Below are 25,109 nucleotides of genomic sequence, written 5' to 3'. Positions count from 1 at the left end.
GTAGAAAGCGATGAATATTATGGAGATAAAAGGAGTTCGCTACTCCTATGATAACAAGCGAAATGTGTTAAAAGGCGTGAGTGCTGAATTGGACGCAGGGAAAATGTACGCCATACTTGGACCGAGTGGGTGCGGAAAGACAACCCTGCTCTCCCTGCTTGGTGGGTTAGACAGTCCCCTTGAGGGTCAAATCCTTTTTGATGGACAAGACATTGAAATCACAGGTCTTGCGGCACATCGTAAAAATAATGTAGCCTTTATCTTTCAGAGCTATAATCTGATTGACTATCTAACACCAAAAGAAAATGTAGCTCTCACTTCTAAACTGCCGCCACAGCCTATTTTAGAGCGTGTCGGACTGACCGAAGAAGAAAGCAAACGAAATGTTTTGAAACTCTCTGGCGGTCAGCAGCAGCGTGTAGCGATTGCCCGTGCATTAGCTTCTGATGCAAAGGTCATCCTTGCCGACGAGCCGACAGGCAACCTTGATGAAGATACTGCGGCAGAAATCACGAAGATTTTGAAAGAATGTGCTCACCAGATGAATAAATGCGTGGTTATCGTTACGCACTCCAATGAGCTTGCAAAGCAGGCAGATGTTATCTTTCGATTGAAGAAAGGTGACTTGCAGGTCGCAGGAAATTAGAGGGTAAGCAACGAAATATTCAGAATGAACAGGAGGGGGGTAACATGGGAAATTAGTTGTATTAGATATATCCGAATCCGGCAGACAGATTGGTGAGAAGTTATTTGCGGTTCTTAATGCTGGAAGAAAAAAAGAACTGACTGAATTTGTCCGGGAATATGAGGGAAACTGTGTTCCACGTTTTCCTTCATACCTTCGTAGCAACAATCCATCATTAACTGAATTTCAGGAGGGCAACCTGTACGTATGCCTGGAGCAAAGGCTTGTACGGGTTCAGGATCAGACTGTCAATCTGACAGCTAAGGAGTTTGATATACTGGCATTGCTGATTCGAAATCCAAAGCGGGTGTTCACCTATGAGATGATTATTGATTTTGTGTGGAATGAGGATTATTCTTACTACTCACGAAAAGCTGTCAACAACCATATCAGCAATATGCGGAAGAAACTGAAAATCTCGCCGGATGTGTCCGATTATATCAAAAGCGTTGCTGGTGTCGGATATAAATTTGAATATTACCCCCGAACAAGAATATAGGAAATCTGATTATGTTGAAAGAAAGCGGAGACCTTATCAGGAGAATGTTGTAATGTTCGCATGAAGGAAGTAGTTTTATGGCGGATATCGTATATGGTCCGAGGTAAGTCGCCAGAATGGACCGAAAGTTTCAGCGCGTGATTGAGATATTCGTCCGGATTGCTCTCGGGAGCATAGGGCGGCAGAAAGAACAGCTCGATTTTATCCCGATGCTTGTCCAGCCAGGCTGCGGCTTTCTTCCCGTGGTGCACCTTTAAGTTGTCCAAAATCAGGAAAACCTTTTGGTTGGAGGTCCGAATCAACCGGTCCATAAATTGGATCAGGCGCTGCTGGTTCATGGAATCCTCGTACATCATAAAGCGAACGTCCCCCTGCCTGCTCAGGGCGGAAAGCATATTCAGCCTCTCTCTTTTCGTTTCCACCGACAGAACAGGAGGCTGTCCTTTGGGTGCAAACCCGCGCTCACAGTTCGAGCAGTTGTCGATTCCAGTCTCGTCTCCCCAGTAAATCACGGCATTTTCTGCCTTGGCCCGCTGGTCGATGGCCGGATATTCTTCCTCCCGCCACCTTTAGATACGGGAAGGATTCTGTTTCCGGGCACGCTTGACCGGACGCTGGCACGTCAAGCCCCAGCGCCGCATATAATCCGACACACTGCCGTCCGAGATCTTTTTCCGATACCTTTTCCAGACGTATGCACACACTTTCTTCAGCGTCCACAGACTCCCAGGAATGCCGAATTCCTCTGGGCGGCGGGTAACAATCGTTTCCCGTATTTCCGCCTGCTCCTCCGGTGTCAGAAGCAGATGCGTCCCCTTCTGGAATCCGTGTTTCTTCGGTTCCAGCGCTTTGTCTCCCTCTCGCTTATATGCCGTCCATATTTCGCTGGCGCGACTCTGCCGCACTCCGGTTAATTCCTCAATTTCTTTCCCGGCTTTTCCCATCTGTTTGAGGCGTACGACCTGACGGCGTACCTGCTTGAGCTCTCCACTTTTCAGTTTTCGTAAATCTATGTATTCCATACTCTCTATTTTACCACTTTCTACTGCTTTTTTCTAGGTCGTTTTTCAGGAATAATACCAGCCAAGTCCATAAAATCCGTTGCAGGAAAACCTGCGGCGGATTTTTTGTAAATAACTAAACACAGACGGCAATTTTTGAGGAGAAAATGAACGGATATATAGAGGGAATTTTGTTCTATAGGGAGTGTTCATATGCTTCAAATGTGAATTTTTTGTGAATTTTTCAAGCTGCCCCCCACAATTTGCCCTAAAAATGTACTGAATAGTAGAGGGATATTTTTTCGTATGGAAGGAGGTGTTACTATCCATAAAAAGATTCCGGTCATGGACTATCGACAGTACCGTCGGATGCGGAAACTGGTGCATGAATGCTGTAACTATGACAACGGTAACTGTATCGCATTGGATAATGGTGAGGAATGTGTATGTGTCCAGAGTATATCCTATTCGCTTCTCTGCAAATGGTTCCGCTCTGCTGTCCTGCCGCTGGACAAGTCCCTGGAAACGGTGCTCTTATTCCGGGATGAGTTAAAACGCTGTTCCGTCTGCGGGCAGCCGTTCCGCCCCGGTTCTAACCGGGCCAAATACTGCAAGTCCTGTGCGACGAAGGTTCACCGCCGGCAGAAAACGGACAGCGACCGGAAAAGGCGGCTGGCATGCGGACAATTAGAGTCGAAAAAGCATTGAATTTACTGCTGTTTTACGCTGCTGTCAATGGGCGTGAGGGATAAATCTCCTGCGCCCCTCATAAACCTGCTTTTAACCGTCCGCAGAAGGATTTTCACCTAAATTGGAAAATCCCATTTAGGTGCGGTTTCTATTCTGCCGGTTTATCGGTTTATTACATATCCTGCCTGTATGGGATTTGCCAATACTGGATTTTCAGAGACTGGAAAACCTGACGTTCCAGACACCCCTGTCCCTCTCTTTCAGACGCTGGATTTCCAGACCTTTCTGGCAGCCCATATTTAGACGGAAATAAAAGAAAAGAAGTTAATAACAAAATAGTCAATATCAATCAAATCAATCTAAGGGGATGGATTGATGGAAGGGAGTGTGCTATGCAAAAACATTTTTTGATACCTTACAAGGAGGACAGCGGCGTACCGCCCTATCTGCCCTTTCCACGTTTTCTGATACCATTGGATTTATCCAATGATGCAAAGGTTCTGTACGCCCTGCTCTTTGACCGGGCAGGCATTTCCAGGGAGAACGGCTACATAGACCCGAACGGCCGGATCCGTCTTTATTTTACGGTGGAAGAAGCAAAGGAAAAACTGCACCGTAGCCGCCAGGTGGTGACAAGGGCTTTTCAGGAACTGGAGCGCAGCGGCCTGATTGTCCGCTGGAAACAAGGGCTTGGCCGTCCGGCGGTCATTACGCTGAATATTTTGCCTGCAAGGAAGGAGGGAGATGCGATTGTGTAAACCTGCAGATATGAACGAACTTCCTAAATATTTGAAGCCGGAAATTGCCGAGCGGGTGGCGGAGCATTTCAAGAACGGCATCTTTGAGTTTGAATTCAGCAGGGAAGAACTAATTGAAATTGAAGGAAACACCGTCTACCATACGATTCCCCATTATGCGGAGGAAGGGGCGGAAAGCGTGCTGGATAAGCTGCGCCGCATCATGGCCGGGAATTTGGAGGAAACAGAATGAAACCTGCTGAAAAAAGAGAAACAACGCGATATAATATAGGCAACCGTTTTGCTGATTTATATGGATTGATAATACTGATAGATAACTATAATGTCCCGGAGGAGGGCCTATGCTTTTTTTAATTGATATATCTCATAGCTATTACAAATGAATATTGCAGACATGGCGGTATCCTCCTATATACCGCCCCTGCTGATTGCCGAGGGTCATCTGGAGGTCTGCTTTTTAGCAAAAAGAAATGGCGGCCTTGATTACTCAAAACCGCCGAAGAAATCAGCTGTGCAGGAAAGCGCACGAAATCCTCTGCCCGTCAGCGGTTTTTTTCTTTTCCCCGCTGTGGAGGCAGATGTTTGAATATGTAAGCTCACTTCATTCCACAAAGAACAGAACCCGCCGGATCAGCTCCGGGATATTTACCGGGGAGGTGATATAGTCGTTCACGCCCTCATGCCGGTATTCATATTCCGTGAAAAGGTCGCTGTTCTCGGTGAGGATAAAGAACGGCAGAAACCGGACAGGGGGATTCTTCATTTGGAACATCCCCACCACAAAGGAATCTCCTTGTACGGCCCGTACCTCGTCCAGAAAATCCATGCCGGAACCGTCCGGTAGGTCGAGGTTACAGCAAATTACCAGCGGCATTTCCTCCTGAATGACAGTTCGTGCTTCCTGCAGAGTGGATGCCGTTTTAGCCGGGTAGCCTCGCCGTTGTAAATATTTTTGCAGACACCATATATAAGGTGTCGCTGTCGTCGGGAATTGTCAATATTCTTGCTTTGTAAAATCCTCTGGTAAAAAATCGCACTGTTCATCTGGTACTCCCAATGATTTTGCATATTGTATCATATCATCCCACCTTTGTTTATCTTTCGCATGAGAGGTATCAATACGTTTTTTATATACCGGAACAATCCCCTTGCAGGACATAACAAAAATCTTTTCTCTAAAAACTACAATTGCATTTTCTGATGTATGAAATGTAATATACCATTCTTTCTTCAAAGCTGTACTCATGTTTTTTTGAAATGCTTTTACTTCATCTTCAATATCTTTTTCAGGTATTGAAATTGTATATATTTTGCATAGACCCAAAAAACGACTTTGACATTTGAGAACAGGAAATTTTTTTATCATCTTTTTGTCTTTCAAGCTCAAATTAATTACTTCTGCATGATAGCTTCTCGTTTTTATGTTCCTCCCAACTCTATTTGTTGCTCTATACAGCTCCTTAATAAATTTAGATTTATAGTATTCGTTCCTATTTCTCAAAAACTACAAAAGCACATTCGTAAGGATGGGCGCAATACAAACTTTCTCGCTTATCAGTTAATATACTTCTCAGTATAAGTTGAAAATCTCCGCCACCTGATAAAATCATGTATTCTGCCGCAAAAAACAGCAGTAACTGATTTGTCATCACCGCAGCCGCTGCACCTCCACCTCCTAAAACCAATGTAGGCATAGCAGTTCCTAACAGATATTGCCACTTTTTCAACGGTTCGAAGCAAGTGCAATATGGAGATAAAGTACTCCTAACGATTCCGAAATCAATCGCATGAAAATGATTTTTTGCAAAAATCCCCCAGGTAATTCCATGTATCAGCTCATGCACGATAATCAGGCATAAAATAAGCAAAGGCAACGCCACAGCATATCCCCAGGAAATACCATCTAAATTAAAACTATTCACATTATTGTAGAGCCAAAATGTTAAAGCCATAAACGGTAACATGACTAAAAGAGCTAAATACTTTGCTTTTTGTGTATTGATAACCACATTTTTCATTTTATATCCTTTTTGTTGCATTTCAGAGCTTATTTTTTCAAAGTCATTTTTACGGTTCAATTCTTTTTCTGTTAATTTTCTTTTATCGTTATCCATAGATAAGTCCTCCAAATTTTATACGCTTATTCCATAGCCCGCATTTGTTCAATCAGGGATTGCTTTTTCTGTCTGCGGATTGTCCATACAGACAAGATTAGCTCCATTCCGAACAATACCAGAATGAATAGACCCATTTCCAAAACCGGGAATTGATAAGGCACTACTTTTCCGTGTAGGGTAGCTATACTTATTTCTCTGCTTGCAACAACAGAGATAGGAAGCCCAACAATCAGGATTGCCAATGTTGCAAAGAACGCATAGCATAGACCCTCGCAGATATTCATTTTGCATAGCTGCTTTTGGGTCAGGCCAATGGAACGCAAAACACTGTTTTCCTGTTTAAAACTATTCACATTATTGTAGAGCCAAAATGTTAAAGCCATATACGGTAACATGACTAAAAGAGCTAAATACTTTGCTTTTTGTGTATTGATAACCACATTTTTCATTTTATATCCTTTTTGTTGCATTTCAGAGCTTATTTTTTCAAACTATAAATGAGCAAATTTCTATATTTGCTCATTTATAGTTTTAAAGTAATTGTAAATACTGTTGGAATGATGTATACTGTTTGCAACGGACACCCCCTTGTTGTTTGAGTATGTTGTTTGTTGGTGCTTCAATGATACATCATTCAGCAGCGGGTGTCTTTATTTTGTGCAATATTTGGTATTTACTCATTTATAGTTATGAAGATTTCTCGCTTTGCTCTATCTGTAATTCACCCTTTTTCAGCCGGAACACCACATCCGCCTGTTTTGCCAGCTCACCTGAGTGGGTAACAACTATCACGCATTTCTTCATCTGATGGGCGCTTTCTTTCAAGATTTCCGTAATATCCCCAGCCGTATCCTCGTCCAGATTGCCGGTAGGCTCGTCCGCCAGAATCACCGGAGCTTCGCTTGCGAGCGCCCTTGCAATGGCTACCCGCTGCTGCTGGCCGCCGGAGAGTTTCAGCACGTTCCGTTTGGATTCCTCCCTCGTCAGCCCCAGCCGCTCCAGAAACGGGAGTGCCGGTTTCTTTGAAGTCAGCCGGACATTCTCCTGCGGGGTCATATAGTCAATCAGGTTGTAGCTCTGAAAGATAAAAGAAACATTCTTTTTCCGATGGCCTGCCAATCCGGCCTGTGCAATGCCTTTCCCTTCAAACAGGATATTCCCGCTTGTGGGGCTGTCCAGACCGCCCAGCAGGGATAGAAGGGTTGTCTTGCCGCACCCGGACGGGCCGAGAATGGCATACATTTTTCCCGCCTCCATCTGCGCATTGATCCCTCTCAGCACCTTCCTCTTTTTGTCATAAGAGTATGTTAGATTTTGCAGTTCCAAAATTCCCATAGAGGCACCTCCTATTCACCTTCGGGCACAAATTCATAGTCAAAATCATAGTCCTTTACTTTATCCGGCACCTCGTAATCTATGATGGGCGAGCCGGATTGCTCCTGCGTTTCGTCTGATTTATTCTCCTTGGGGGTACACCCTGTGAACAGCAATCCCACAAAAAGGAGGACAGAAAACATTTTCCATACTTTTTTCATATCGTTACCGCCTTTCTCAGCTCATTTTCGATAGAATTTCCCGCGGTTTCAGCCGCATGACGGAAATTGAGGATATTCCAGCGGATACCGTTACAATCCCGATCCCCAACAGGAATAGGAGGCCCATTTCCTCAAGCTGTACACGAACCTGTAATTCCGGGGTTTCGATTTCCGGCTCACCGGTATCTGTTCCGGCCTCCCCACGGGTTCCGGCAGATAAGCCGTCTTCCTGCTGCGCCTCCGTTACCGCCTGCCCGGATTGCAATACGTTTCCCATCTGGCCCGCAATGGCGCTGGCGGAGAAATAAGAGAGGGAAAATGCTAATATCGCAATCAGCAAAACCTCGGCAATATACTGCCCTAAGATGGACAGCTTGCTGATCCCAACCGAGAGCAGGACGCCGGTTTCATGGATGCGGGTTCTGGCCCACATGGTTAGAATGAGCGAGAGGATGGCGATGCTTACAATCAGCGCGATCATCAAAATGGTGGATACCAGCTCCGATAACTGTTCCAAAGAGGACGCGGCGTTTTCATAGTCCTCGTTGTCAACCAGAAAAGAAAAGCCTTTCCAGTCCACGCCGCTGATTTCCTTTACTTTAGAAATGATTTCCTCCATGTTCTGCGGGTCGTTCACCGATACCGTCAGCTCGTTAAAGCCCTGTATTGCGGGGCCGTTTTCGTAAGCCACCAAAGTGGCAAGGTCGGTGATGATAAGGTTTTGTATTTTATCGTAGGTTGTCACCTGATCGTTGATGCCTTCGATTTCTTTTGGAGAGAACAGGCCCACAATCTCAATCTCCACGCCTTTGTCCGTCTGGATTTTGTCACCAATTTTCAGGCCGTTTTTCTCAGCCAAATCCTTGCTGATCAGCCCCTTGTTTTTGTCGTCCGGCAGGATATGCCGCCCCTGCGTCAGCGTAAGCTGCCCGGAAGTAAACCGGGTAAGCTCCTCGCTTTTCCATGTGCTTAAAATCTTTGAGGATGCGCGAAATTCTTCCTCAATGGGGATATTGCCGGTAAATAGTTCCAGAGAGGGGAACGCCGCCAGCCCCTCCACGGTGGCGCTGCACTCCTTGATCCCCTCAATTTCCCGGATTTGCTCTACCAGCTCCGGGCTGATCTGCTGGGTGGAATACATCAGGGTTCCGCCCTCCACGCTTTCCACCTTCAAATAGGGGTTGTTTTCCGTGTAGTCAAAGCTAATGAGAAAACTCCCGCCAAGGCTTTGCCGCAGCTCCTGCTGGGCGGCTTTCGAAGCGTTCCCCAGTGCCAGAGCGGTCAATACAAAGGTTGCCATCACCAGCAAGATGACAAAAAGAAGGATACTCTTGCCCCTCTTGCGGACGATATACAGCCACGCTCGATTCATAAAGTTCATAGAATGACCTCCGTTTCATATAGGATAAGTGTTGCAACGCTGACAGCATAGCACCCCAATATGGAACCAGTATGAAACGGATAAAAAAAGCCATCGCTTTATGGGAGATAAAGGGTAAAGCACATTCCCGGCGGGTTTTTGGTCGCCTCAAATTGATAGGGCATCCCAAGGGCCTTTGAAAGCGTATCTACAATATATAATCCCAGCCCATTCCCTCCATCTTTGCGATCTCTGGCAAAGTCTGGGCGGTAGAACGGCTCAAATACATGGGCCAGCTTATCCGGCGGGATGGGCGTACACTCATTTTCTATTTTTATCTGTCGGGCGTTCAATATAACGGTGATCTTGCATCCCGGCTTTGTGTAAGCGACCGCATTGGAGAGCAGGTTAGACAGGATCTTTTCAAGGCTTTTCTTTGACGTGTGGACAGGGCACTTTCCCTGTATGCTGAAAGAAAAGTCGAGTCCCTTTGCCTTCGCAATCAACTGATAGGGCTCGCAGATTGCCGGAAGACGCTCAGACAGGTCAAAGGTTCCCGCGTCCTGTTTCTCCTGTGTAAAATCCAGCCGGGAGGTATCCAAAATTTCTTTAATCATAAAGGATAGCTGCCCGGTAATCTCCTTACATTCCAACAGACAGCGATCCCGGTCTTTGTATTTTCCAATGCCTAAGATCATGTTTTCCAAAATCGCGTTCAGGGCAGTCACCGGCGTTTTCAGCTCATGGGAGGCGGCCCGCAGGAAATCAATTTTCAACCGTTCCGCCTCACGGACGTTTTGCTTTTCTTCCTCCAGATTTTCAATGGTGGAAAGCAGGCTGGCATACAGCTTATTGACGCGGGCGGCCAGCTCGCCAATCTCGTCCTTCGTATGCACCACGCAGGCTGCAGCCTTATCCAGCTTTTCCATCTTTTCCGTTGTAACCGCAATCTGCTTGATCGGCCTCGTCATGGCTCTGGAAAACAACAGGGAACACCCAGCGGAAATGATGGCGCAGCAAAGCAGGGATACCGGCAGTGCTTTTCCGATAGCGGATTTTATCAAAATACCAGTATTCACATCACTCTCAATAATGGCTCCTTCCACAAAACGGTTGGTGCTTACGGTCATTTGCGGCGCAAGCACATAGAGAAAAACATGAGCCATCACGGTGACAAACAGCATTACCAGAAAGGTGTATAAGAAGATTTTAGTAAAGAGCTTTAAATTTCTCATGGGTGTTCCTCATACTTGTAGCCAACGCCTTTTACCGTTACAATCCGGTTAAGACTCAGCTTTTTCCGTAAATTTTTAATGTAGGTATCAATCGTGCGGTCAATGATGGGGTAATCATATCCCCACAACTCGTCCAAGATCTGCGACCGTGTAAGCACCAGACCTTTATGCTCTATCAGCAATTTCAGCAGGTCGATCTCCTTTGGTGTCAGGTCAATAGGGCCGCCCGGCCCGGAAGCAGTATAGCCGCCAAAATCCACCGTAATATCGCCCATCTGAATTTGTTTCAGTTCCGGACTTTTCCCACACCGCCGCAGCAGGGCCGTCACCCGTTTTCCCAGCAAAAGCATGGAAAAGGGCTTTGTGATATAGTCGTCCGCCTGTTCATCAAAGCTGGCCGCCTGAGTAGGCTCATCGTCAAGGGCGGTAAGCATTAAGATAGGAATGTTGCTTGTTTGGCGCAATTCTTTTAATACCTCCAAACCGGTTCGCTTCGGCAGCATAATATCCAGAACCACTAAATCAACCGATTTCTCCCTTGCAATCTGCAAACCCTGTTCACCATCAAGGGCCGACAAGGTAATATGCCCTGCGGATCTCATATATTCACAGATTGCCACGTTGGTGGCAGTATCATCTTCCACAATCAATAAAACAGCCATTTTTACACCTCCTCACATTATTATACCAAAGCAATATGGAAACAGTATGAAATGCTTTGTGTCAGATTGACAGTGTACTGAACTTAATGGGAAAAAGCAAGCCTTTCATAACGGATCAATCCACACAAGGCAGACTGGCTCATGTTGACAGGAAACTGGCCCGCCTTGCTGTAAGTGAAATACTTTCCCTATTTACTATTTCTATTAGATTCAGAACTATAAATGAGTAAATACCAAATATTGCACAAAATAAAGACACCCGCTGCTGAATGATGTATCATTGAAGTACCAACAAACAACATAACTCGATATAATTTTTTCGTCATATATTTTCCCTTTCTTTGTGATTTAACCCTATCAGTAACAAAATTTGATAAGGCTATTGTAAAACCCAAATGTCCGCGAAATGTTATAGCGGACAGATTTTTTCAAAAAAATATCCACCTCTATTATAATTTGATTTGGTTAGTGATACAAGGATAGCGTTTATATCTCACTAAAAAAACAGCATAATCATACCTGTTAGTCGGCATAATAAGGTTATTCCTTTGTGTAAATCGGCACGATAGAATATATTCGAGGTGAATGATTATGCCGATTGATGATTTAACCGCTTTAGGGCAAAAAATGCGGGAAGCCCGAAAAGGAAAAAGCCTGACACAGCAGGAGCTTTCTGATTTGAGCCATGTATCTGTAAAGCAGATTGCCAAGATTGAAAAAGGGCAGATGAATCCGTCCTTTTTGATTTTGAAGGCACTGGCAAAGGTACTGCCGATTTCTCTGGATTACCAGCGACACCTCCATGCCGGACAGCTGAATATCCGCCGGCATCAGGTCCACGCCCTCCGGGTGGCGCAGAATCCCCTCGCCGGGGCGGACCGGCTGATCGGTCAGGATGCGGCCCATTGCGTCAGAGAGGGTAAAGGGCAGCTTATCCGGCTGGGGATTGCCCAGGCTGATGGTCAGGCTCCCCTGCGGGTCCCCGTCAATGAGAAGCACTTTCTTTCCGGCCTGTGCCAGTCCAATCCCTAAGTTGGCACAGGTTGTGGTCTTGCCCACACCTCCCTTTTGGTTGGCGATGGCGATGATTTGCGTGTTCAAGATAATCACCTCGTTTCTTGGTATGAAAAAAGGGAGAATGTGACCGGAATCAACATTCTCCCTTAGAAACGATATGTGATTGTGCAATAATCTGTCTTTTGTGAGGTTAGCTTTTGAGAGCCATCTCGCCGCAAACCCGCATGAATACTGGATTTTTGCCTGTTTGCTTTCCCTTTCCCCAATAACCTGTGTTCAACGATTATTACGCAAAGGACATCAGCAAGAAAATCCGTGCCGTTGTGAAAATACGCGGGGAGGCCGGGGAACATATTGCCAGCAACCCGCCTTATGGATATGTGAAAGACCCACAGAATAAAAAGAAATGGATTGTGGACGAAGAAGCGGCAAAGGTGGTACGGCGTATCTTTGACCTGTGCATTGCGGGGAAAGGCCCCATGCAGATTGCAAAAATCCTGACAGCGAGCAAGGTGCTGACGGTTACGGCTTATAACGCAAAACAAAAGGGATGGGCAATGCCGGATAACCTGTACCAGTGGTGTTCCAAATCTGTCACCACAATATTGGAGAGAACGGAATGCACTGGCTGTACCGTCAACTTCAAGACCTATACCAAATCCTTGAAATTCAAAAAGCGTATGGTGAATCCGAAAGAAAAACAGCGGATATTTGAGGACACACAGCCGGCAATCATTGAACGCGGGCAGCGGGAACGGGTGCAGGAATTACGGACAAACAAACGCCGACCGACAAAGACAGGGAAAACAAGTATTTTTTCCGGCCTTGTCTATTGTGCCGACTGCGGTGCAAAACTCTATTACTGCACCTGCAATACCTACAAAGATGATTCACAGAATCATTTTGTATGTTCCAATTACAAGAGCAACACAGGTTCCTGCCAGATTCATTATATCCGGGAGGTCACGCTTTATAAGAGGGTTCTGGAATGTATTCAGGGAACGCTGTCCTATGTACAGCTGTTCCGGGATGATTTCACTCAGGAAATGCTGGCGCAGGACGAAGCCAGCCGGAAAGCGGAGCTGACGCAGAAGCGAAAAGCCCTCTCCGGGGCACAGAAGCGTATGGAAGATTTGGACAAGATTATCCAAAGACTTTATGAGGATTCCGTTCTGGGTAAGTTGAGTGACCTCCGTTTTCAAAAACTTTCGGCGCAGTATGAAACGGAACAGGCGGAGATTCAGAGACTTGCTTCCTCATTGGAACAAGAAATTGAAAATGAGACGGAACAGATTGCCGATGTGGGGCGCTTTCTCCAGCTTGCAGACCGGTATTCCGACTTGCAGGAACTTGATGCTTCCACCGTAAATGAGCTGATTGACAGGATCGTAATTCACAGCCCGGAGAGAATCGGCGGGAGAAAGCATGTCACCATTGAAATTTATTTTACTTATGTGGGGAAAATCCGTATTCCGCTTTATAAACCGGATATACCTGCAGGTACAGAAAAACCGGCGTAACCTTTCGCTACGCCGGTTTTACCGGAAAATTCATTTACTTCCTTATGGGTGTCCGCCTAATGGCGGCTCTCTTTTATTTCTCTGCCCGTACCAGGAGCATCATCGGCCTGCGCAGTTCGTCCCTCATGCCCGGCTCGGAGAGCATTTCCTCCGGGGGCTTTGCCTCCTCCACAGCGGTTATACGAAACCCGCGGCCTATAAGGCAGTTCAGTATCTGAGTCAGGGTGTGGTGCTGCTTCTTCACCTTGCAGCCCAGGAAATTCGTCACCCGCTCCCCCGGTGTGAAATAGCCGTCCACCGGCCAGTACAGCGGCTCGCCCTTTGGGGAGTATATCCAGTCCTGGCCCACTCCGGCGGTGAACACCGGGTGCTCGATATTGAAGAGAAACACCCCTTTTGGCCGCAGGGTCCTGTACACCTTCTCATACACAGTATCAAGGTCGCCGATATAATGCAGCGCCAGGTTAGACACAGCTAAGTCCCACTCCTCTTGCGGGTACTCATAGTCCTCTATGCCGCAGAGCCGGTACTCTATGCCCTCTCCTCCGCGTTTTCCAGCCTCGTCCAGCATATTCTCGCTAATATCAAGGCCCAGCACCCGGGCCGCGCCCTGCTCCAAGGCATACCGGCAGTGCCAGCCGTAGCCGCAGCCCAGGTCCAGCACGGACCTGCCGCGCATATCCGGGAACAGCCCTTTAAGCTGGCTCCACTCTCCTGCGGCGGAAAGCCCCTGCCTGCTTCTGGGCATTTGGGCGTACTGACCGAAAAACTTGGGGTCGTCGTATTCGTTATACATCAATATATTTCCCTTCTATGTCTTCTCTGTTTTTTTCAGTTATAGCGCCGCCCCTTTGTCAGCCTGGGACGGTTCGCGTTCCACAGGGCCACGTATTCCGCCAAGGCGATGACCCCGCCCAGCAGCGCCCCCAACACGGCGTACAGCACTGGACGGACCAGCACGTCGTTCTTCGCCATTATGATGGCCTGTCCCGCCTCTGACTCCGGCAGGGCCGCCGACAGCCCTCCGGCGGCCTCGGCCTGGGGAGCAAACCCCTTGAGCGCCCCAAAGAACTGGTCCATGGCCCCGGCGATAGCCCCGAAGTCGGTTATCCGCTCCCGAGGAAGCAAGGACGAGGGCAGGTCTATGGAATCCAGCACCAGGGGCACGCATATGAGAAGCGCAAGCCCCAATGCCAGGTTCACTATCAGCGCCCAGCGGTTGCGCCTGGCCTTTCTTGAGAACACGCAGGAGCATATCCACAGCACCAGCACCAGCGTCAGTATCCCCAGCAGCAGCCCGAAGGCCGTGAAGTTGTCCAGAAGCTGGTACATATCGTTAAAGCTGTACACCGTGGCCCCGGCAAGATTTGGCACCCGGCTTTTGGCCCGGCCCTGCATAAAGGGGGCCAGGTCGTCGTCTATATGCAGCTGCACGGCGTTCTGGTTCCACTCCTCAACGCTTACGCCCTTGGGCAGCTCGGCCCCGTCCCAGTTGAGCTCCAGCTCCAGGCCCTCGGGGAACACCGCCAGCCACCGGTCCTCCACCTTGTCTCCGCCCCGGAGGACCTCCAGCAGCTCCCCCTCTCTGAGGGGCTTCGAGCTGTACTGGACAAAGTCGCCCCAGGAGTTGCTGAGCATTATCTTGTCCTCCATCTGAAACCAGCCGCTGACCTCTGCCGCCCGGGTCCCGGCCTCCCAGCCGGTGCCCTCGTATATGCTGTAGACGTGCTGGCCGTTTTCGTCCTCAATAATGCAGTCTGCGGGCAGGGTGGGGTCCTTGTCCCAGCCCACACCACGGTCCGGCTCTACCGCGGTCACCTGGGGTATCATCTCCTGCTCCACCTTCATGGACAAAAAGGTGCAGGCCGCCACCATCCAGAATATCAGCGTGAATATAAGCAGCGCTTTCTTTTTCATTTATTTCACCTCCGCCAATACAATGCCCTCAACCAGCTCCCGGTTGAAGTAGGTAAACAGGAACAGCGGCGGCAGCACCACCATTATGCAGCAGACCAGCTGTAAGGTGGAGTCCGCCGGCGGCACGTATGCCAGGGCCACCGAGATGGGATAGCGCAGGAAGTCCTTTATGTATGCTATGGGCTGCTCCACCATGTTCCAGCCATCCAGGAAAGAGAGCAATGTGACGCACACAAGGCCGCTGGTGTTCATGGGCAGGAGGATTTTTGTCAGCAGACGGAACAGCCCGCAGCCATCCAGCTTTGCCGCGTCGATAATGTCGTCGCTTACAGACTTGAAGCTCTGGGTCAATATAAAGGTGCCCAGGGGGATGAAGATGGACGGCAGTATCAGCGCCGAGTAGGTGTCCAAAAGCCCCAGCTTGTCCAGCATTATATAGTTTGGGGCCAGGGTCACCTGCAGGGGCAGCACCATCAGTATCATCAGCACGAACAGCAGGACATTCTTGCCGGGGAAGTCGCATTTCGCGAAGCCGTACCCCGCCAGCACCGAGACTATCAGCTGCCCCGCCACGATGGCAAGGCATATGAGCAGGCTTTTCCAGAAGCGCAGAAGGTACTGGGAGGTGCCCAAAAACACGTCGTAATAGTACCCGAAGGTGACCCCCTTCGGGGTCAAAAAGCTCAGCGCCAGCACGTACACAAAAGGCGCGATGGAGATAAAGGCGAATATCCACGCGAAGATATTGCCCCCAAGGGAAGTTTTTGTCCTCATGCCCTAAACGCCTCCTTTTTGCGGACGAAGATGTAGAACGCGGCGAATACGATAAGCACCACGATAAGCAGCAGCACCGAAGCTACCGAGAGCTTCGCGTAGTTCAGGTTCTCGAAGCTGTTATTTAAGAAGTGCTGGAGCATGTAGATGTTCTCGTTGGGGTGGGTGCCGCCGATGAGGAAAATCTCCCGGAAACACTTGAAAGCGTTTATCAGCGAGAAGATAATGGCGAAGAAAACCGAGTACCACATTTGAGGGGTGGTGATATAGTAGAACTTCTGCCAGCCGGACGCACCATCCAGGTCGGCGGCTGAGTATTGCTCCTCTGGTATGGTCACAAGCCCCGCCAGCAGCAGTATCACGCTGTAGCCGGTGTTCTTCCAGAGGTACAATAAGAGCACCACCCCGAAGGCCGCCGGCCCGCCAAGCCAGTCCACCATGGGCAGACCGATGGCGTTTGCTATGCCCGGCACCAGGCCGGTCTCGGCAAAGAGCAGCTCCACCAGTATCACCGCACCCACCACCGGCATGATGTAGGGGAACAGGAACACGGACTTTAGAAGCTTGTGCTTGTTGGCGTGCTTCTGCATGAGCAGCGCGATGGCGTAGGCCAGCACCATGATGAGGGGCAGCGCCGCCGCCAAAAAGCGCATGGTGTTGCCGAAGGCAAGGGTGAACATATGGTTCGCGGTCACGTCCTGGTAGTTGTAGGTGCCGATGAAGTACAGCGCGTCCCCGCTGCCGGTGGAGAGGGAATACTGCACCACCAGCACAAAGGGTATGGCGTAGAACAGCAGGCACCCGATCATCAGGGGGGCTATCAGCAGGTAGCCTTGCAAAGCCGTTTTCGAGCGTTTCATCTCTCATCACTCCTATTAAGAATTTTTCTAGCTTTCGGCCAGCATCATCTGAATGGCCCTGTACGCCTCTCTCGCCGCCTTCTCCACGTCCTCCTGAGTGGAGCCCGGCCTTTCGCAGACCAACTTTACAGAGCGCACCATCTCGTTATCCAGCATCTCCCGCAGGGTCCTTGGCCGCTCCCGGGGCAGGACGTAGGAGGAGTGCACATAGGCCGTCACATAGAAGTCAAAGGTCAGCGGGAGTATCTGCTGGCCCTCATCATTGCGGCTCCAGCTGGCCGAAGTCCGTGCACTGGGCGTTCTCTATTTACTTGTCTGAGAGCAGCTCCTTTTTGCTCTCGTCCCCTATGATGAAGGTGGTGGCGGGCTTGCTTCTGCACCCTGGCAGAAGGGCAGTCAGACAAGGACCAGTAATAGGGCAAGCTTTCTTTTCATCATGGGTCCTCCTTAAATAGCATAAAAGTTTTTATTATTATAGCAATACACATAATAGTTGTCAACTTTCCGCCAGTTCCATTTCCATCACCCGATAAGCGTCGGAGATTATCTCCTCCGCAGTCTCGCCCTCCGAGGAATCCCGGCTCTCCTCGCTCTGAAGGTCCGGGCCCGTTCGGGAGCTCTCTCTCCCACCTCTTTGGCAGCCGGGTAGAATTACGACGAGCAGGCACAGCAGTGTGAGCAATAAAGCGAACTTTCTTTTCATGGCGCTTCCCCCCTTTTTTAAATAGTTTCTTATTATTTATGATTCCGCCAGCAGCATCTCAATAAGTGTATACTGCTCATGTACGCTCTTTTCAAGGCCCTTCTGGTCAAAGATCTCGATATCCCACAGCGCCTTGTCCGCAGGGCCGATGAACTTGGCCTCGGTTATCTCAGCCCGGGCGGCGCAGAACTCCTCGAAGTTCCCGGCGCTCATGTACCAGTTCTTGTCCCGAAGGGGGTACTCCTCGCTGCCCAGGTCCATGTGCACCGGCATACCCAGCAGCACCCTCGAGTGGTAAAAGCTGCTGTCCTGCTGCACCTTCGTACTCATCAGGTAGTCTATTATCTTAAAGGCCAGGTCCGGGTAGCGGGCGTTTCGGTTGACGGCGGCGAACTCGTTTATAACGGCGGTCACGCCGCCCCTGGCGTTCTTTGCGGGGATTATGCGGTAGGCGGGGCTGCCCTTGCCCAGGACGAACTTGTCCGAGATAGGCGAGATCAGACCCGGCTCCGGCAGAAACACGCGCATTATCGCACCATTATAGACCTTTTCCTCCTCAAGGTCCTGGTAGTCCCTGAGGTCCCCCGGCACGCGCATACTGTAGTCCCGGATATACCCCAGAAGCTCCTCCTCGGTGAACATGGGCTTGTCCTCTCCGGGCTTGGTTATCCGTCCCACCATGAACGGCGCGCTGTTGTAGGAGGCATAGCGAAGGGCGGGGTTCTCGCTCTGCTTCATCTCAGAGAGGGTCATGGAGCGGTCGAAGTCCTCAAGGCCGTACTTCTCCCTGTCAGCGTAGAGGGCCGAAAAGGTGTAGCTTATGGGGATTATCTGCTGGCCCTCTTTATTGCGGCCAGCCTCCATAATCACCGGCAGAAACTTGTCCCACTCCATATACTCAGCTTTCTCGATGTATTCGTCCAATGGCAGGAACAGCCGGTTCTCCATGGCCCGCTCAGGGAAGGTGAAGAAGGGATCTGTATAGCCGGAGGTGCCGTAGAGCGCCCCGCATATTCCATAGGTGTCCTGCCCGCAGAGGAACAGGTCGGGTCCCTTGCCCGCCATCATCTCGGTCTTAATGCGGGTTATGTCAATACTCCGCTCCTCCCCCTCCCTTGGCAGGGTCTCAACAAGCAGCATGAACTCCTTATTGTACCCGGGCAGGCGCGAAAGGGTGTCCGAAAGCTGGCCGTCCTTCCACCCGGCGTCGTAGTTTGGCAGGTCCGTCACCACCCGCACCACCGGCACGCCGAACTTCTCCTCCATCTGCTCAGCGGTGACCTTTTCTTGGTCGGTCACCGTGGAGCTGTTCTGTACGGCGCTTTGGCAGGCGGGCATAAGCACTGCAAACAGGCACAGAAAAGTCAGCAATAAGGCAATCTTTCTTTTCATGTCACTTCCCCCCAAGAATAGTATTTTACGACTCAGCCAGCATCATCTGCATCTTCATATAGTGCTCGTGCACGATATCCTCAATTTCCCCCTCCTCCGCGGCGTTGACCTCCCTGGTCAGCCGGTCGAACTCCTGCTCCACCGGGGTGTGGAAGACGGCGTCGTTTATCTGCCCCAAAAGGGCTGAAAACTGGCTATAGTTTTCCTCGGTGTTGGTCCACCCGGCGCAGGGCACGCCCATATGCACCGGCTGGCCGTTGAGCTGCTTTAAGAGCTCGCCGTTCTGGCCGTTTGACGTCTGCCAAATTCCATTAGAGAACATATCAAAGAACGCCCCCATACCCGAAGATACAAGCCTGTCCCACTCCAAACGCTCCGATTCCTCTATGTACTGGTCCAGGGGCAGCAGCAGGTGGCTGTCCATGGCCTGCCGGGGGAACTCGAACACTGCCCCGCCCATATTGCCGTTCTCCATTATGGGGTTCTCGCAGAGAAACACCTCCGGGCCCTTACCGGCCAGTATCTCCGTCTTTAGCTGGGTCAGGGCCGCCTCCCGCCGCTGGCCACTGGTCCAGAAATCTGGCAGCGTCTCACTGGCTATCATGAACTCCTCCCCATAGCCGGGGGTGGAGTTCAGCAGGTCGCTGACCGCCGTGGCCGTAAGGTCCGACTGGCACAGGTCCACCAGCACTGTCACCATCGGCAGCTCCTTTACCCCCTCTTTTGTCGCGGCCTTCATGGTAGTGGCGGAGCTCTCCTCTCCACCCCTTTTGCAGCCTGTGAACAGCGCGCACAGCAGGACGACGGCCAGCAGGACAGCAATATGCTTTCTACAGTTTGTGTTTTCCACAGCTTTACCCTCCTAGTTTTTGGCCATAGAATGGCCCTTAAAAACAGTTATATATATTAAGAAGTCATGTTTTTCGATTTTGGTTGCATAAAAAAGCAAAAAAAATAAAAAATTTTTCCCGCCCCAAAAACGCGCAAAAAGGCCCCGCACCCGGCAAGGGGTACGGAGCCTTACTATAATGAGCTGTTACAGCATTGGCAGCGCCACACGCATGGTGAATATACCGTTTTCCGCCTTGAACTCGCAGAGCCCGTGACAGCGCTGAGAGATGGTGTGGATGCTTTGGCAGCCGTAGCCGTGGTTTAGTTTACTGGCAGTGGGCACTCCCTCCCGAAAAGCCACACGGCCTGAATAGGGATTCTTTATCTCTATCAGGAGCTTATCCAGATGCACGCCGCAGTATAGCTCCACCCAGCGCCGCTCCTCCTCCAGGCTCTTGACGGCGTTAAGCGCGTTCTCAAGGCCGTTTGACAGCAGGGCGCAGAGCTCCGTGTCGGATATAGCCAGCTTGCCGGGCAGGGACGTTTCCAGGTTCAGCCGCACGCCCATGCGTCCCGCCTTGCCGGAGAAGGACGAGCACAAGAGGTTCACCAGCTCGTTTTCACAAAAGCGCTTTGGGGTGATGGCCTCAATGTCGTCCTGCACCTGGCGGATATACTCCTGGGCCTGTTCGGGCTTGCCGATGGCCAAAAAGCCGTCGATAACGGCCAAATGGTGGCGCATATCGTGTTGATAGGCGGCGGACTGGGCCTCGGCCTGGTGCAGGGACACCATATCGTTCTCGGCCTGCTTAAGCTGTCCGCCCATCAGGGAGTTCAAAAGCTCCGCCTGGGTGCGCCGCTGGAGCTGCTGGCGGTAGGCGGTGGTATATATCATATAAAACAACCCCGCTACAATAGGAAGCATTTCCGCTACCACATAGCTGTCGAAGTGGAAGAAGTCGGTGTAAATATATGCGGCAAAGGAAAAAATGTAGAAGGTAACCGGCAGACTGCCGAAAAGGAGCAGCGCCTTTCTGGACTCGCCTATGGCCTCCCTGGCAGAGGGAGCAAAATACCTGTACAGAAGCAGGAATATTGGGAATATTATCACAGTGTAAAATATCTCCCCCATAAGCTCCGAGCCCGTGACCGCAATCATGGCCATCTCGCCGCAGCGCGGCAGCTGACAGCAGAGATAGGCGGTACAGACGCTGACCAGCGATATCCCCACCGGCTTTTTAAAGGCGAAAGCCAGCAGCCCGATGGTGGGAAGGTGCACCAAAACAGGATAAAGCTGCTTTGTGGCTTTCAGTCCGAGAGTCAGCCAGGAACCCCCCAACAGCAGCAAAAGCACCGAGCCGGCTACATAAAGCAGCACCCGTTCCCGGCGGGCCTTGCACCCTCCGGCTATGGACGCGCTCAAAAACAAACCGTACACAAAAACCAGCCCATAGTTGACTATATCCAGAACGTCCACAGGGCTCATTTTCCTCCCCCCTTCCGTTCAAAAAGCAAGGCCATATAATCCTTCTGTATCTGCGGATAAAACAGCCTTGACACCGGCAGGCTGTCCCCCTGAAAGGTCCGAAGCCCAGAGGAGCTGAGCTCCTCCACCTGGAACATATTGACAATATACGAGCGGTGCACCCGCATAAACTCCGGGCGGGGCAGCAGTATGGCCTCAAAATTCTTCAGCGCACCGGCCACCTCCCGGATATTGCCGTCGGTCAGATGGAAATAGAGGTGCTTCCCGATTACCTCCACAAAGCTTATCTGGGCGTATGGCACCCGGACAATGGTCGTGCTGGTCTTCAAGGTCAGGGCCTCGGGGTTCTGCTGTTCCCGAAGGTACAGCTGGCCCAGCAGCCCGAAGAGCGCCCTCTGCTCCACGGGCTTTAACAGATAATTCAGCGCCCGCACCCTATAGCTCTCATAGGCAAAGCCCGGAGAGGTGGAGAAAAAGACGATCTCCGCCGCGTCGTCAAAGCGCCGTATCTCCCGGGCTGTCTCAAGCCCGTCCATCCCGGGCATCATCACATCCAGCATATAGACGGTAAAACGCTCCTGGCGGGCGGACTCAAGCAGCTCCACCGTGCTCTGGAAGGCCCGGCGGGAAAGGGTGGCGCCGTGTTCAACCTGCCACATGTCCACCAGGCTGATAATAGAGTTTAAATCTTCCTTATTATCGTCACATACTGCCAGGTACACGCCCGCACTTCCTTTTGCCAATAGTAAAACCATTATGTTTGAGAATCGGTGTCTACCGATTCTCAAACAGGCGGCCCGGCCGCCTGTAATCCAGCTATCATTTTATATTATTTATAGTATACCACAAAAACCGCAGGAGTTTAAAGCCGTCCGCCCTGCATTCCAGGCAGAATATCCTGCATTTCGCGCCCCGGAGGCCAAATAGGGCCGGTCAGCGTGGGTTTTTGCCGGCGCTTCAAAAAGCTCTTGACAAACGTATGAAATCGTGCTAAAATTATTATATAGAAAAAATTAACCAATAAAGATGGGGTGATGTCTAAAACTCATATTGGTAAATATCGTTCGTAAGAAGCGCAAATGTTCGTCATGACTTTTCTCAAAAATGTTGAAGGGAGTTTTTTTAATGAAAAAGTTTATTGCTGTTCTACTATGTGCGCTTTTTGTAGTTGGCCTTACACAAATACCTGTATGTGCGAGTGACGACAGCACGGAGCCCCTCCCCGCCTCCCTTGAACTCCAAGTTGAAAAAACGGAAACGGCTGCTTAACGATAGCTTTGTAATGACCGGAGGACCTGAATCTCGCTGCCGGAAAGACAGGCTGGAATCTTTGGACTATGTATCAAACGACCGGGTATATTCAGAGAGACAGGTCAAGATTCCTGGATTTGGTGGAAACCGATATTGACGTATATAAAGGACAAAGCGGCTCGCCGGTTTACTCATACCGAATGGGCTACGGATATTGTGTTGAAGGCATGATAGTGGCCACGAGCGTGAAAAATGACGGTGAGCCAAGAAATTTTATTATTTTGATGAACAACTTTTTAACCGGCTTCATTAACAATCTGCCATAGAGGAGTCAATATGACAAAAATAAAGAAGCGATGGGCCGCTATAATAGTTGTTGGCACTTTACTCCTACTGTTCTTTGTGATAGCCGTCATATCAGCCTGGGAGGACCGCATTGAGGAACAATTTCCAAAATGGGAGGACGTAAATCCAGCGGCCAGGACCGATGTGGACCCGAATGTTGAACTTCAGTTTACCGGAATAGATTTTGACTACCCGTATCCTAACGGAAACATATATGACGTTGTCCTTATAAAGATGACGTTCAGTTTTCCCGGCGGCGGATATACTCAGGGAGACGATTTCTATGTGGACTATTTTTATGAGGACAGTTGGCATGAGATATATAGCCGTCGCTACGGTATGGCTGTAGCAACTCATCATCATGACGGCACTTGGGGTTTTGAGGTGCCTCCCGGACTTTTCGCAAGGGACGGAAAATACCGTATGTTTCTGGTTGGTCTAGGGTACTGTGACATTGATATTATGGGTATTGAAGACGTCAACTGGGAGGACTATATCTCACAATAATATATAAAAAAGAGGGCGCGTTCCAAAATGGAAGGCGCTCTCTTTTTATATATACCACAAAAACTGCCGGTGCTTCAAAAAGCTCTTGACAAATGTACGAAACCGTACTATAATAGAATTAACGTCCGATATCGTACAAAAGGAGTGATGCTATATGCTTGAAGCCATACACGAACAACTGATACGCTTAGACCTTATCGTCGGCGAGACAGAGGCCGTCTACCATGAGGCCACATTAAAGCTGGGTCTGACAGACAGCGCTATGAATGTGTTATACACCATATGTATGTTCGACGGAGTGTGCCCGCTTAAAAATATTGCCGCCCTTTCCGGCCTTCCCAAGCAGACGGTAAACTCTGCCCTGCGGAAGCTGGAGCGGGAGGCGGTGCTGTATCTTGAGTCTGTGGACGGGCGTAAGAAGCGGGCCTGCCTGACGGAGAAGGGCAGAGAGCTCTGCGACGGCACAGTTATGCTGCTCATGCGTATTGAGGATGAGATCATCGGCTCCTGGCTGCCGGAGGAGCGTGAGCTTTACCTGTCCCTTACCCGCCGGTACCTTGACGCGCTTCGGGAAAAAATCAAGGAGCTTTAGCTTTTATATACGCATTTTTCACACGTTTTTGGGAGGTAATTTATGAAGATCCAACTGTCCGACCGTTTCACATATTCAAAGCTCTTCCGTTTCACCCTGCCCTCTGTTATAATGATGGTGTTTACCTCAATCTACGGCGTGGTGGACGGCTTTTTCGTGTCTAACTTTGTGGGCAAGACCCCCTTTGCCGCCGTAAACTTTATCATGCCCGTACTGATGATACTGGGCACTGTGGGATTTATGTTCGGCGCCGGCGGCAGTGCCCTTATCGCCCGAACCATGGGCGAGGGGGACAGCGAACGGGCACGACGGTTGTTCTCCCTTTTCGTGTATGTGACCGTTGCTTTGGGCGTTGTCCTTGGAGCCTTCGGCTTCATTTTTATCCGCCCCATTGCCGTCTGGCTGGGGGCCAAGGGGGAAATGCTGGAAAACTGCGTGCTGTATGCCCGCATTATACTGCCGGCGCTGCCCGCTTTAATGCTGCAGTACGAGTTCCAGAGCTTTTTCATCACCGCCGAGCGGCCCCAGCTAGGACTTATGGTGACGGTAATAGCGGGGATGGCCAACATGGTGCTGGACGCGCTTTTTACCGCCGTGCTGCCCTTCGGCCTTGCGGGCGCGGCCTCGGCCACGGCTATAAGCCAATCGCTGGGGGGCATAATCCCGCTGTTCTACTTCGGCCGGAGGAACTCCAGCCGCCTGCGCCTTTGCAGGACCGTCCTTGACTGGAAAGCTCTTTTAAAGGCCTGTACCAACGGTTCTTCGGAGCTGATGAGCAATATCTCCATGTCCATCGTCGGTATGCTCTATAACGCCCAGCTCCTCCATTACGCCGGGGAGGACGGTGTGGCGGCCTATGGGGTGCTGATGTACGTCAGCATGATCTTCATGGCGATATTTATCGGCTATTCCACCGGGGTGGCCCCGGTAGTGAGCTTTCACTTCGGCGCGGACGGCAGGGAGGAACTAAGAAGCCTGTACCGCAAGAGTATAGTTATAATACTTTCCGCCTCCGCCGCCATGCTGGGCCTTGCCGAGGCGCTGGCCCGGCCTCTATCAGCTGTATTCGTGGGCTATGACCCGGACCTGTTCCGCATGACCGTGGGGGCCTTTGGCATATATTCCTTCTCCTTCCTGTTCTCCGGCATAGCCATATTCGGCTCGGCCTTCTTCACAGCCCTGAACGACGGCCTCACCTCGGCGCTTATCTCCTTCCTGCGGACCCTGGTGTTCCAGGTGGCGGCGGTGCTGATATTCCCCCTTATCTGGGGCATAGACGGCATATGGCTGTCCATCGTGGCCGCCGAGGTCATGGCGGCGGTGGTGACGCTGGCATTTTTGGGCGGGAAACGGAGGAGGTTTCACTACTGAG

At 50.3% G+C, this 25,109-nt stretch carries 29 protein-coding genes and 4 pseudogenes; 11 read left to right on the top strand and 22 right to left on the bottom strand.

Annotation, left to right across the window (positions count from 1 at the left end; translation table 11 throughout):
* Window positions 1-10 precede the first annotated feature (10 nt).
* Window positions 11-646 (top strand): ABC transporter ATP-binding protein, encoded by a 636-nt coding sequence (locus ADH66_RS05285; protein WP_066534762.1) that lies wholly within the window; start codon window positions 11-13, stop codon window positions 644-646.
* Window positions 647-713: 67 nt separating this feature from the next.
* Window positions 714-1,184 (top strand): winged helix-turn-helix domain-containing protein, encoded by a 471-nt coding sequence (locus ADH66_RS05280; RefSeq protein WP_236757232.1) that lies wholly within the window; start codon window positions 714-716, stop codon window positions 1,182-1,184.
* On the opposite strand, the pseudogene ADH66_RS05275 reads toward ADH66_RS05280, so the two are convergent.
* Together ADH66_RS05275 and ADH66_RS05270 are read right to left on the bottom strand one after the other, a co-directional pair.
* A pseudogene (locus tag ADH66_RS05275) lies at window positions 1,163-1,732 on the bottom strand (IS630 family transposase); the annotation flags it as partial. The gene ADH66_RS05280 and the pseudogene ADH66_RS05275 overlap by 22 nt on opposite strands.
* A 21-nt stretch (window positions 1,733-1,753) precedes the next feature.
* Window positions 1,754-2,206, bottom strand: coding sequence for a winged helix-turn-helix domain-containing protein (locus ADH66_RS05270; protein ID WP_084384226.1), 453 nt, complete (start codon window positions 2,204-2,206; stop codon window positions 1,754-1,756).
* 324 nt (window positions 2,207-2,530) lie between these two features.
* On the opposite strand from ADH66_RS05270, the gene ADH66_RS05265 reads away from it, so the two are divergent.
* The 3 genes from ADH66_RS05265 to ADH66_RS05255 all read left to right on the top strand — a co-directional run bounded on the left by ADH66_RS05265 (window position 2,531) and on the right by ADH66_RS05255 (window position 3,865).
* A complete protein-coding gene (locus ADH66_RS05265; protein WP_201448067.1) occupies window positions 2,531-2,893 on the top strand; it encodes a cysteine-rich VLP domain-containing protein in 363 nt (120 codons plus the stop codon).
* Window positions 2,894-3,267: 374 nt separating this feature from the next.
* Complete coding sequence (locus tag ADH66_RS05260; protein ID WP_066534764.1) at window positions 3,268-3,633, top strand: replication initiator protein A; 366 nt, start codon at window positions 3,268-3,270, stop codon at window positions 3,631-3,633.
* A gap of 10 nt (window positions 3,634-3,643) precedes the next feature.
* Entirely contained in the window at window positions 3,644-3,865 is a 222-nt protein-coding gene (locus ADH66_RS05255; protein ID WP_236757192.1) for a hypothetical protein, read from the top strand.
* A 369-nt stretch (window positions 3,866-4,234) separates the two neighbouring features.
* Here the strand turns inward: ADH66_RS05255 and ADH66_RS05245 are convergent.
* The 9 genes and pseudogenes from ADH66_RS05245 to ADH66_RS05210 all read right to left on the bottom strand — a co-directional run bounded on the left by ADH66_RS05245 (window position 4,235) and on the right by ADH66_RS05210 (window position 10,542).
* Window positions 4,235-4,670 (bottom strand): annotated as a pseudogene (locus tag ADH66_RS05245) (response regulator).
* Window positions 4,628-5,014, bottom strand: a complete 387-nt coding sequence (locus tag ADH66_RS19875; protein WP_207653035.1) for a hypothetical protein — start codon at window positions 5,012-5,014, stop codon at window positions 4,628-4,630. Before ADH66_RS19875 ends, ADH66_RS05245 begins: the two are co-directional and overlap by 43 nt.
* Before the next feature lie 109 nt (window positions 5,015-5,123).
* Window positions 5,124-5,747 (bottom strand): DUF3267 domain-containing protein, encoded by a 624-nt coding sequence (locus tag ADH66_RS05240; protein WP_066534779.1) that lies wholly within the window; start codon window positions 5,745-5,747, stop codon window positions 5,124-5,126.
* 26 nt (window positions 5,748-5,773) lie between these two features.
* Window positions 5,774-6,220 (bottom strand): ABC transporter permease, encoded by a 447-nt coding sequence (locus ADH66_RS05235; protein ID WP_084384228.1) that lies wholly within the window; start codon window positions 6,218-6,220, stop codon window positions 5,774-5,776.
* Between the two features lie 217 nt (window positions 6,221-6,437).
* Window positions 6,438-7,085 (bottom strand): ATP-binding cassette domain-containing protein, encoded by a 648-nt coding sequence (locus ADH66_RS05230; protein ID WP_066534785.1) that lies wholly within the window; start codon window positions 7,083-7,085, stop codon window positions 6,438-6,440.
* Between the two features lie 11 nt (window positions 7,086-7,096).
* Window positions 7,097-7,285, bottom strand: a complete 189-nt coding sequence (locus tag ADH66_RS05225) for a hypothetical protein (protein ID WP_016215690.1) — start codon at window positions 7,283-7,285, stop codon at window positions 7,097-7,099.
* Between the two features lie 16 nt (window positions 7,286-7,301).
* On the bottom strand, window positions 7,302-8,666 hold the full coding sequence (locus ADH66_RS05220; protein ID WP_066534787.1) for an ABC transporter permease: 1,365 nt from the start codon (window positions 8,664-8,666) through the stop codon (window positions 7,302-7,304).
* A gap of 98 nt (window positions 8,667-8,764) precedes the next feature.
* The gene (locus ADH66_RS05215; RefSeq protein WP_066534789.1) at window positions 8,765-9,880 is read right to left on the bottom strand and encodes a sensor histidine kinase; all 1,116 of its coding nucleotides are present in this window, start codon (window positions 9,878-9,880) and stop codon (window positions 8,765-8,767) included.
* Window positions 9,877-10,542 (bottom strand): response regulator transcription factor, encoded by a 666-nt coding sequence (locus ADH66_RS05210; RefSeq protein WP_066534794.1) that lies wholly within the window; start codon window positions 10,540-10,542, stop codon window positions 9,877-9,879. Before ADH66_RS05210 ends, ADH66_RS05215 begins: the two co-directional genes overlap by 4 nt.
* A gap of 591 nt (window positions 10,543-11,133) precedes the next feature.
* On the opposite strand from ADH66_RS05210, the pseudogene ADH66_RS05205 reads away from it, so the two are divergent.
* Window positions 11,134-11,328: pseudogene (locus tag ADH66_RS05205) on the top strand (helix-turn-helix domain-containing protein); the annotation flags it as partial.
* On the opposite strand, the pseudogene ADH66_RS05200 reads toward ADH66_RS05205, so the two are convergent.
* Window positions 11,275-11,643 (bottom strand): annotated as a pseudogene (locus tag ADH66_RS05200) (ParA family protein); the annotation flags it as partial. The pseudogenes ADH66_RS05205 and ADH66_RS05200 overlap by 54 nt on opposite strands.
* 188 nt (window positions 11,644-11,831) lie before the next feature.
* Between ADH66_RS05200 and ADH66_RS05195 the strand changes: the two are divergent.
* Window positions 11,832-13,079, top strand: a complete 1,248-nt coding sequence (locus ADH66_RS05195; protein WP_236757191.1) for a DUF4368 domain-containing protein — start codon at window positions 11,832-11,834, stop codon at window positions 13,077-13,079.
* 73 nt (window positions 13,080-13,152) lie between these two features.
* Here the strand turns inward: ADH66_RS05195 and ADH66_RS05190 are convergent, their stop codons facing one another.
* The 10 genes from ADH66_RS05190 to ADH66_RS05145 form a co-directional block, all read right to left on the bottom strand.
* A complete protein-coding gene (locus ADH66_RS05190; protein WP_066534797.1) occupies window positions 13,153-13,875 on the bottom strand; it encodes a class I SAM-dependent methyltransferase in 723 nt (240 codons plus the stop codon).
* Window positions 13,876-13,910: 35 nt separating this feature from the next.
* Entirely contained in the window at window positions 13,911-14,996 is a 1,086-nt protein-coding gene (locus ADH66_RS05185) for a hypothetical protein (RefSeq protein WP_066534800.1), read from the bottom strand.
* Complete coding sequence (locus ADH66_RS05180; RefSeq protein ID WP_066534802.1) at window positions 14,997-15,770, bottom strand: carbohydrate ABC transporter permease; 774 nt, start codon at window positions 15,768-15,770, stop codon at window positions 14,997-14,999.
* Window positions 15,767-16,630: a carbohydrate ABC transporter permease gene (locus ADH66_RS05175; RefSeq protein ID WP_066534804.1), complete on the bottom strand. Its 864-nt coding sequence runs from the start codon at window positions 16,628-16,630 to the stop codon at window positions 15,767-15,769. Before ADH66_RS05175 ends, ADH66_RS05180 begins: the two co-directional genes overlap by 4 nt.
* A 27-nt stretch (window positions 16,631-16,657) precedes the next feature.
* Window positions 16,658-16,849, bottom strand: a complete 192-nt coding sequence (locus tag ADH66_RS05170; protein WP_066534810.1) for a hypothetical protein — start codon at window positions 16,847-16,849, stop codon at window positions 16,658-16,660.
* Window positions 16,850-17,126: 277 nt separating this feature from the next.
* On the bottom strand, window positions 17,127-17,333 hold the full coding sequence (locus ADH66_RS05165) for a hypothetical protein (RefSeq protein WP_066534813.1): 207 nt from the start codon (window positions 17,331-17,333) through the stop codon (window positions 17,127-17,129).
* A gap of 36 nt (window positions 17,334-17,369) precedes the next feature.
* A complete protein-coding gene (locus tag ADH66_RS05160; protein WP_066534817.1) occupies window positions 17,370-18,725 on the bottom strand; it encodes a type 2 periplasmic-binding domain-containing protein in 1,356 nt (451 codons plus the stop codon).
* A 25-nt stretch (window positions 18,726-18,750) separates the two neighbouring features.
* Window positions 18,751-19,575, bottom strand: coding sequence for a hypothetical protein (locus tag ADH66_RS05155; protein WP_066534818.1), 825 nt, complete (start codon window positions 19,573-19,575; stop codon window positions 18,751-18,753).
* Between the two features lie 186 nt (window positions 19,576-19,761).
* On the bottom strand, window positions 19,762-21,042 hold the full coding sequence (locus tag ADH66_RS05150; protein WP_066534820.1) for a sensor histidine kinase: 1,281 nt from the start codon (window positions 21,040-21,042) through the stop codon (window positions 19,762-19,764).
* Window positions 21,039-21,764: a LytR/AlgR family response regulator transcription factor gene (locus ADH66_RS05145; protein WP_066534822.1), complete on the bottom strand. Its 726-nt coding sequence runs from the start codon at window positions 21,762-21,764 to the stop codon at window positions 21,039-21,041. The genes ADH66_RS05150 and ADH66_RS05145 overlap by 4 nt, the downstream gene beginning before the upstream one ends.
* A 403-nt stretch (window positions 21,765-22,167) precedes the next feature.
* On the opposite strand from ADH66_RS05145, the gene ADH66_RS19865 reads away from it, so the two are divergent.
* The 4 genes from ADH66_RS19865 (at window position 22,168) to ADH66_RS05130 (ending at window position 25,108) form a co-directional block, all read left to right on the top strand.
* Entirely contained in the window at window positions 22,168-22,311 is a 144-nt protein-coding gene (locus tag ADH66_RS19865; RefSeq protein ID WP_157130592.1) for a hypothetical protein, read from the top strand.
* A 318-nt stretch (window positions 22,312-22,629) separates the two neighbouring features.
* Entirely contained in the window at window positions 22,630-23,145 is a 516-nt protein-coding gene (locus tag ADH66_RS05140; protein ID WP_066534825.1) for a hypothetical protein, read from the top strand.
* A 154-nt stretch (window positions 23,146-23,299) separates the two neighbouring features.
* A complete protein-coding gene (locus ADH66_RS05135; protein WP_066534827.1) occupies window positions 23,300-23,737 on the top strand; it encodes a MarR family winged helix-turn-helix transcriptional regulator in 438 nt (145 codons plus the stop codon).
* A gap of 42 nt (window positions 23,738-23,779) precedes the next feature.
* Window positions 23,780-25,108, top strand: coding sequence for an MATE family efflux transporter (locus ADH66_RS05130; protein ID WP_066534832.1), 1,329 nt, complete (start codon window positions 23,780-23,782; stop codon window positions 25,106-25,108).
* Window position 25,109: the final 1 nt, after the last annotated feature.

It is taken from the genome of Acutalibacter muris (assembly GCF_002201475.1).
In the GTDB taxonomy this organism is placed as follows: Bacteria; Bacillota; Clostridia; order Oscillospirales; family Acutalibacteraceae; genus Acutalibacter; species Acutalibacter muris.
Note: the sequence above shows the minus strand (reverse complement) of the source record. Positions and strands in the feature narration are given on the sequence as shown.

What these genes read in the sequence shown, in the direction of transcription:
- ADH66_RS05285 (WP_066534762.1), top strand. Translation starts at nt 11, where the DNA reads ATGAATATTATGGAGATAAAAGGAGTTCGCTACTCCTATGATAACAAG.
- ADH66_RS05270 (WP_084384226.1), bottom strand. Translation starts at nt 2,206, where the DNA reads ATGGAATACATAGATTTACGAAAACTGAAAAGTGGAGAGCTCAAGCAG.
- ADH66_RS05265 (WP_201448067.1), top strand. Translation starts at nt 2,531, where the DNA reads ATGGACTATCGACAGTACCGTCGGATGCGGAAACTGGTGCATGAATGC.
- ADH66_RS05260 (WP_066534764.1), top strand. Translation starts at nt 3,268, where the DNA reads ATGCAAAAACATTTTTTGATACCTTACAAGGAGGACAGCGGCGTACCG.
- ADH66_RS05255 (WP_236757192.1), top strand. Translation starts at nt 3,644, where the DNA reads ATGAACGAACTTCCTAAATATTTGAAGCCGGAAATTGCCGAGCGGGTG.
- ADH66_RS05240 (WP_066534779.1), bottom strand. Translation starts at nt 5,747, where the DNA reads ATGGATAACGATAAAAGAAAATTAACAGAAAAAGAATTGAACCGTAAA.
- ADH66_RS05235 (WP_084384228.1), bottom strand. Translation starts at nt 6,220, where the DNA reads ATGCAACAAAAAGGATATAAAATGAAAAATGTGGTTATCAATACACAA.
- ADH66_RS05230 (WP_066534785.1), bottom strand. Translation starts at nt 7,085, where the DNA reads ATGGGAATTTTGGAACTGCAAAATCTAACATACTCTTATGACAAAAAG.
- ADH66_RS05225 (WP_016215690.1), bottom strand. Translation starts at nt 7,285, where the DNA reads ATGAAAAAAGTATGGAAAATGTTTTCTGTCCTCCTTTTTGTGGGATTG.
- ADH66_RS05220 (WP_066534787.1), bottom strand. Translation starts at nt 8,666, where the DNA reads ATGAACTTTATGAATCGAGCGTGGCTGTATATCGTCCGCAAGAGGGGC.
- ADH66_RS05215 (WP_066534789.1), bottom strand. Translation starts at nt 9,880, where the DNA reads ATGAGAAATTTAAAGCTCTTTACTAAAATCTTCTTATACACCTTTCTG.
- ADH66_RS05210 (WP_066534794.1), bottom strand. Translation starts at nt 10,542, where the DNA reads ATGGCTGTTTTATTGATTGTGGAAGATGATACTGCCACCAACGTGGCA.
- ADH66_RS05190 (WP_066534797.1), bottom strand. Translation starts at nt 13,875, where the DNA reads ATGTATAACGAATACGACGACCCCAAGTTTTTCGGTCAGTACGCCCAA.
- ADH66_RS05185 (WP_066534800.1), bottom strand. Translation starts at nt 14,996, where the DNA reads ATGAAAAAGAAAGCGCTGCTTATATTCACGCTGATATTCTGGATGGTG.
- ADH66_RS05180 (WP_066534802.1), bottom strand. Translation starts at nt 15,770, where the DNA reads ATGAGGACAAAAACTTCCCTTGGGGGCAATATCTTCGCGTGGATATTC.
- ADH66_RS05175 (WP_066534804.1), bottom strand. Translation starts at nt 16,630, where the DNA reads ATGAAACGCTCGAAAACGGCTTTGCAAGGCTACCTGCTGATAGCCCCC.
- ADH66_RS05165 (WP_066534813.1), bottom strand. Translation starts at nt 17,333, where the DNA reads ATGAAAAGAAAGTTCGCTTTATTGCTCACACTGCTGTGCCTGCTCGTC.
- ADH66_RS05160 (WP_066534817.1), bottom strand. Translation starts at nt 18,725, where the DNA reads ATGAAAAGAAAGATTGCCTTATTGCTGACTTTTCTGTGCCTGTTTGCA.
- ADH66_RS05150 (WP_066534820.1), bottom strand. Translation starts at nt 21,042, where the DNA reads ATGAGCCCTGTGGACGTTCTGGATATAGTCAACTATGGGCTGGTTTTT.
- ADH66_RS19865 (WP_157130592.1), top strand. Translation starts at nt 22,168, where the DNA reads ATGAAAAAGTTTATTGCTGTTCTACTATGTGCGCTTTTTGTAGTTGGC.
- ADH66_RS05140 (WP_066534825.1), top strand. Translation starts at nt 22,630, where the DNA reads ATGACAAAAATAAAGAAGCGATGGGCCGCTATAATAGTTGTTGGCACT.
- ADH66_RS05135 (WP_066534827.1), top strand. Translation starts at nt 23,300, where the DNA reads ATGCTTGAAGCCATACACGAACAACTGATACGCTTAGACCTTATCGTC.
- ADH66_RS05130 (WP_066534832.1), top strand. Translation starts at nt 23,780, where the DNA reads ATGAAGATCCAACTGTCCGACCGTTTCACATATTCAAAGCTCTTCCGT.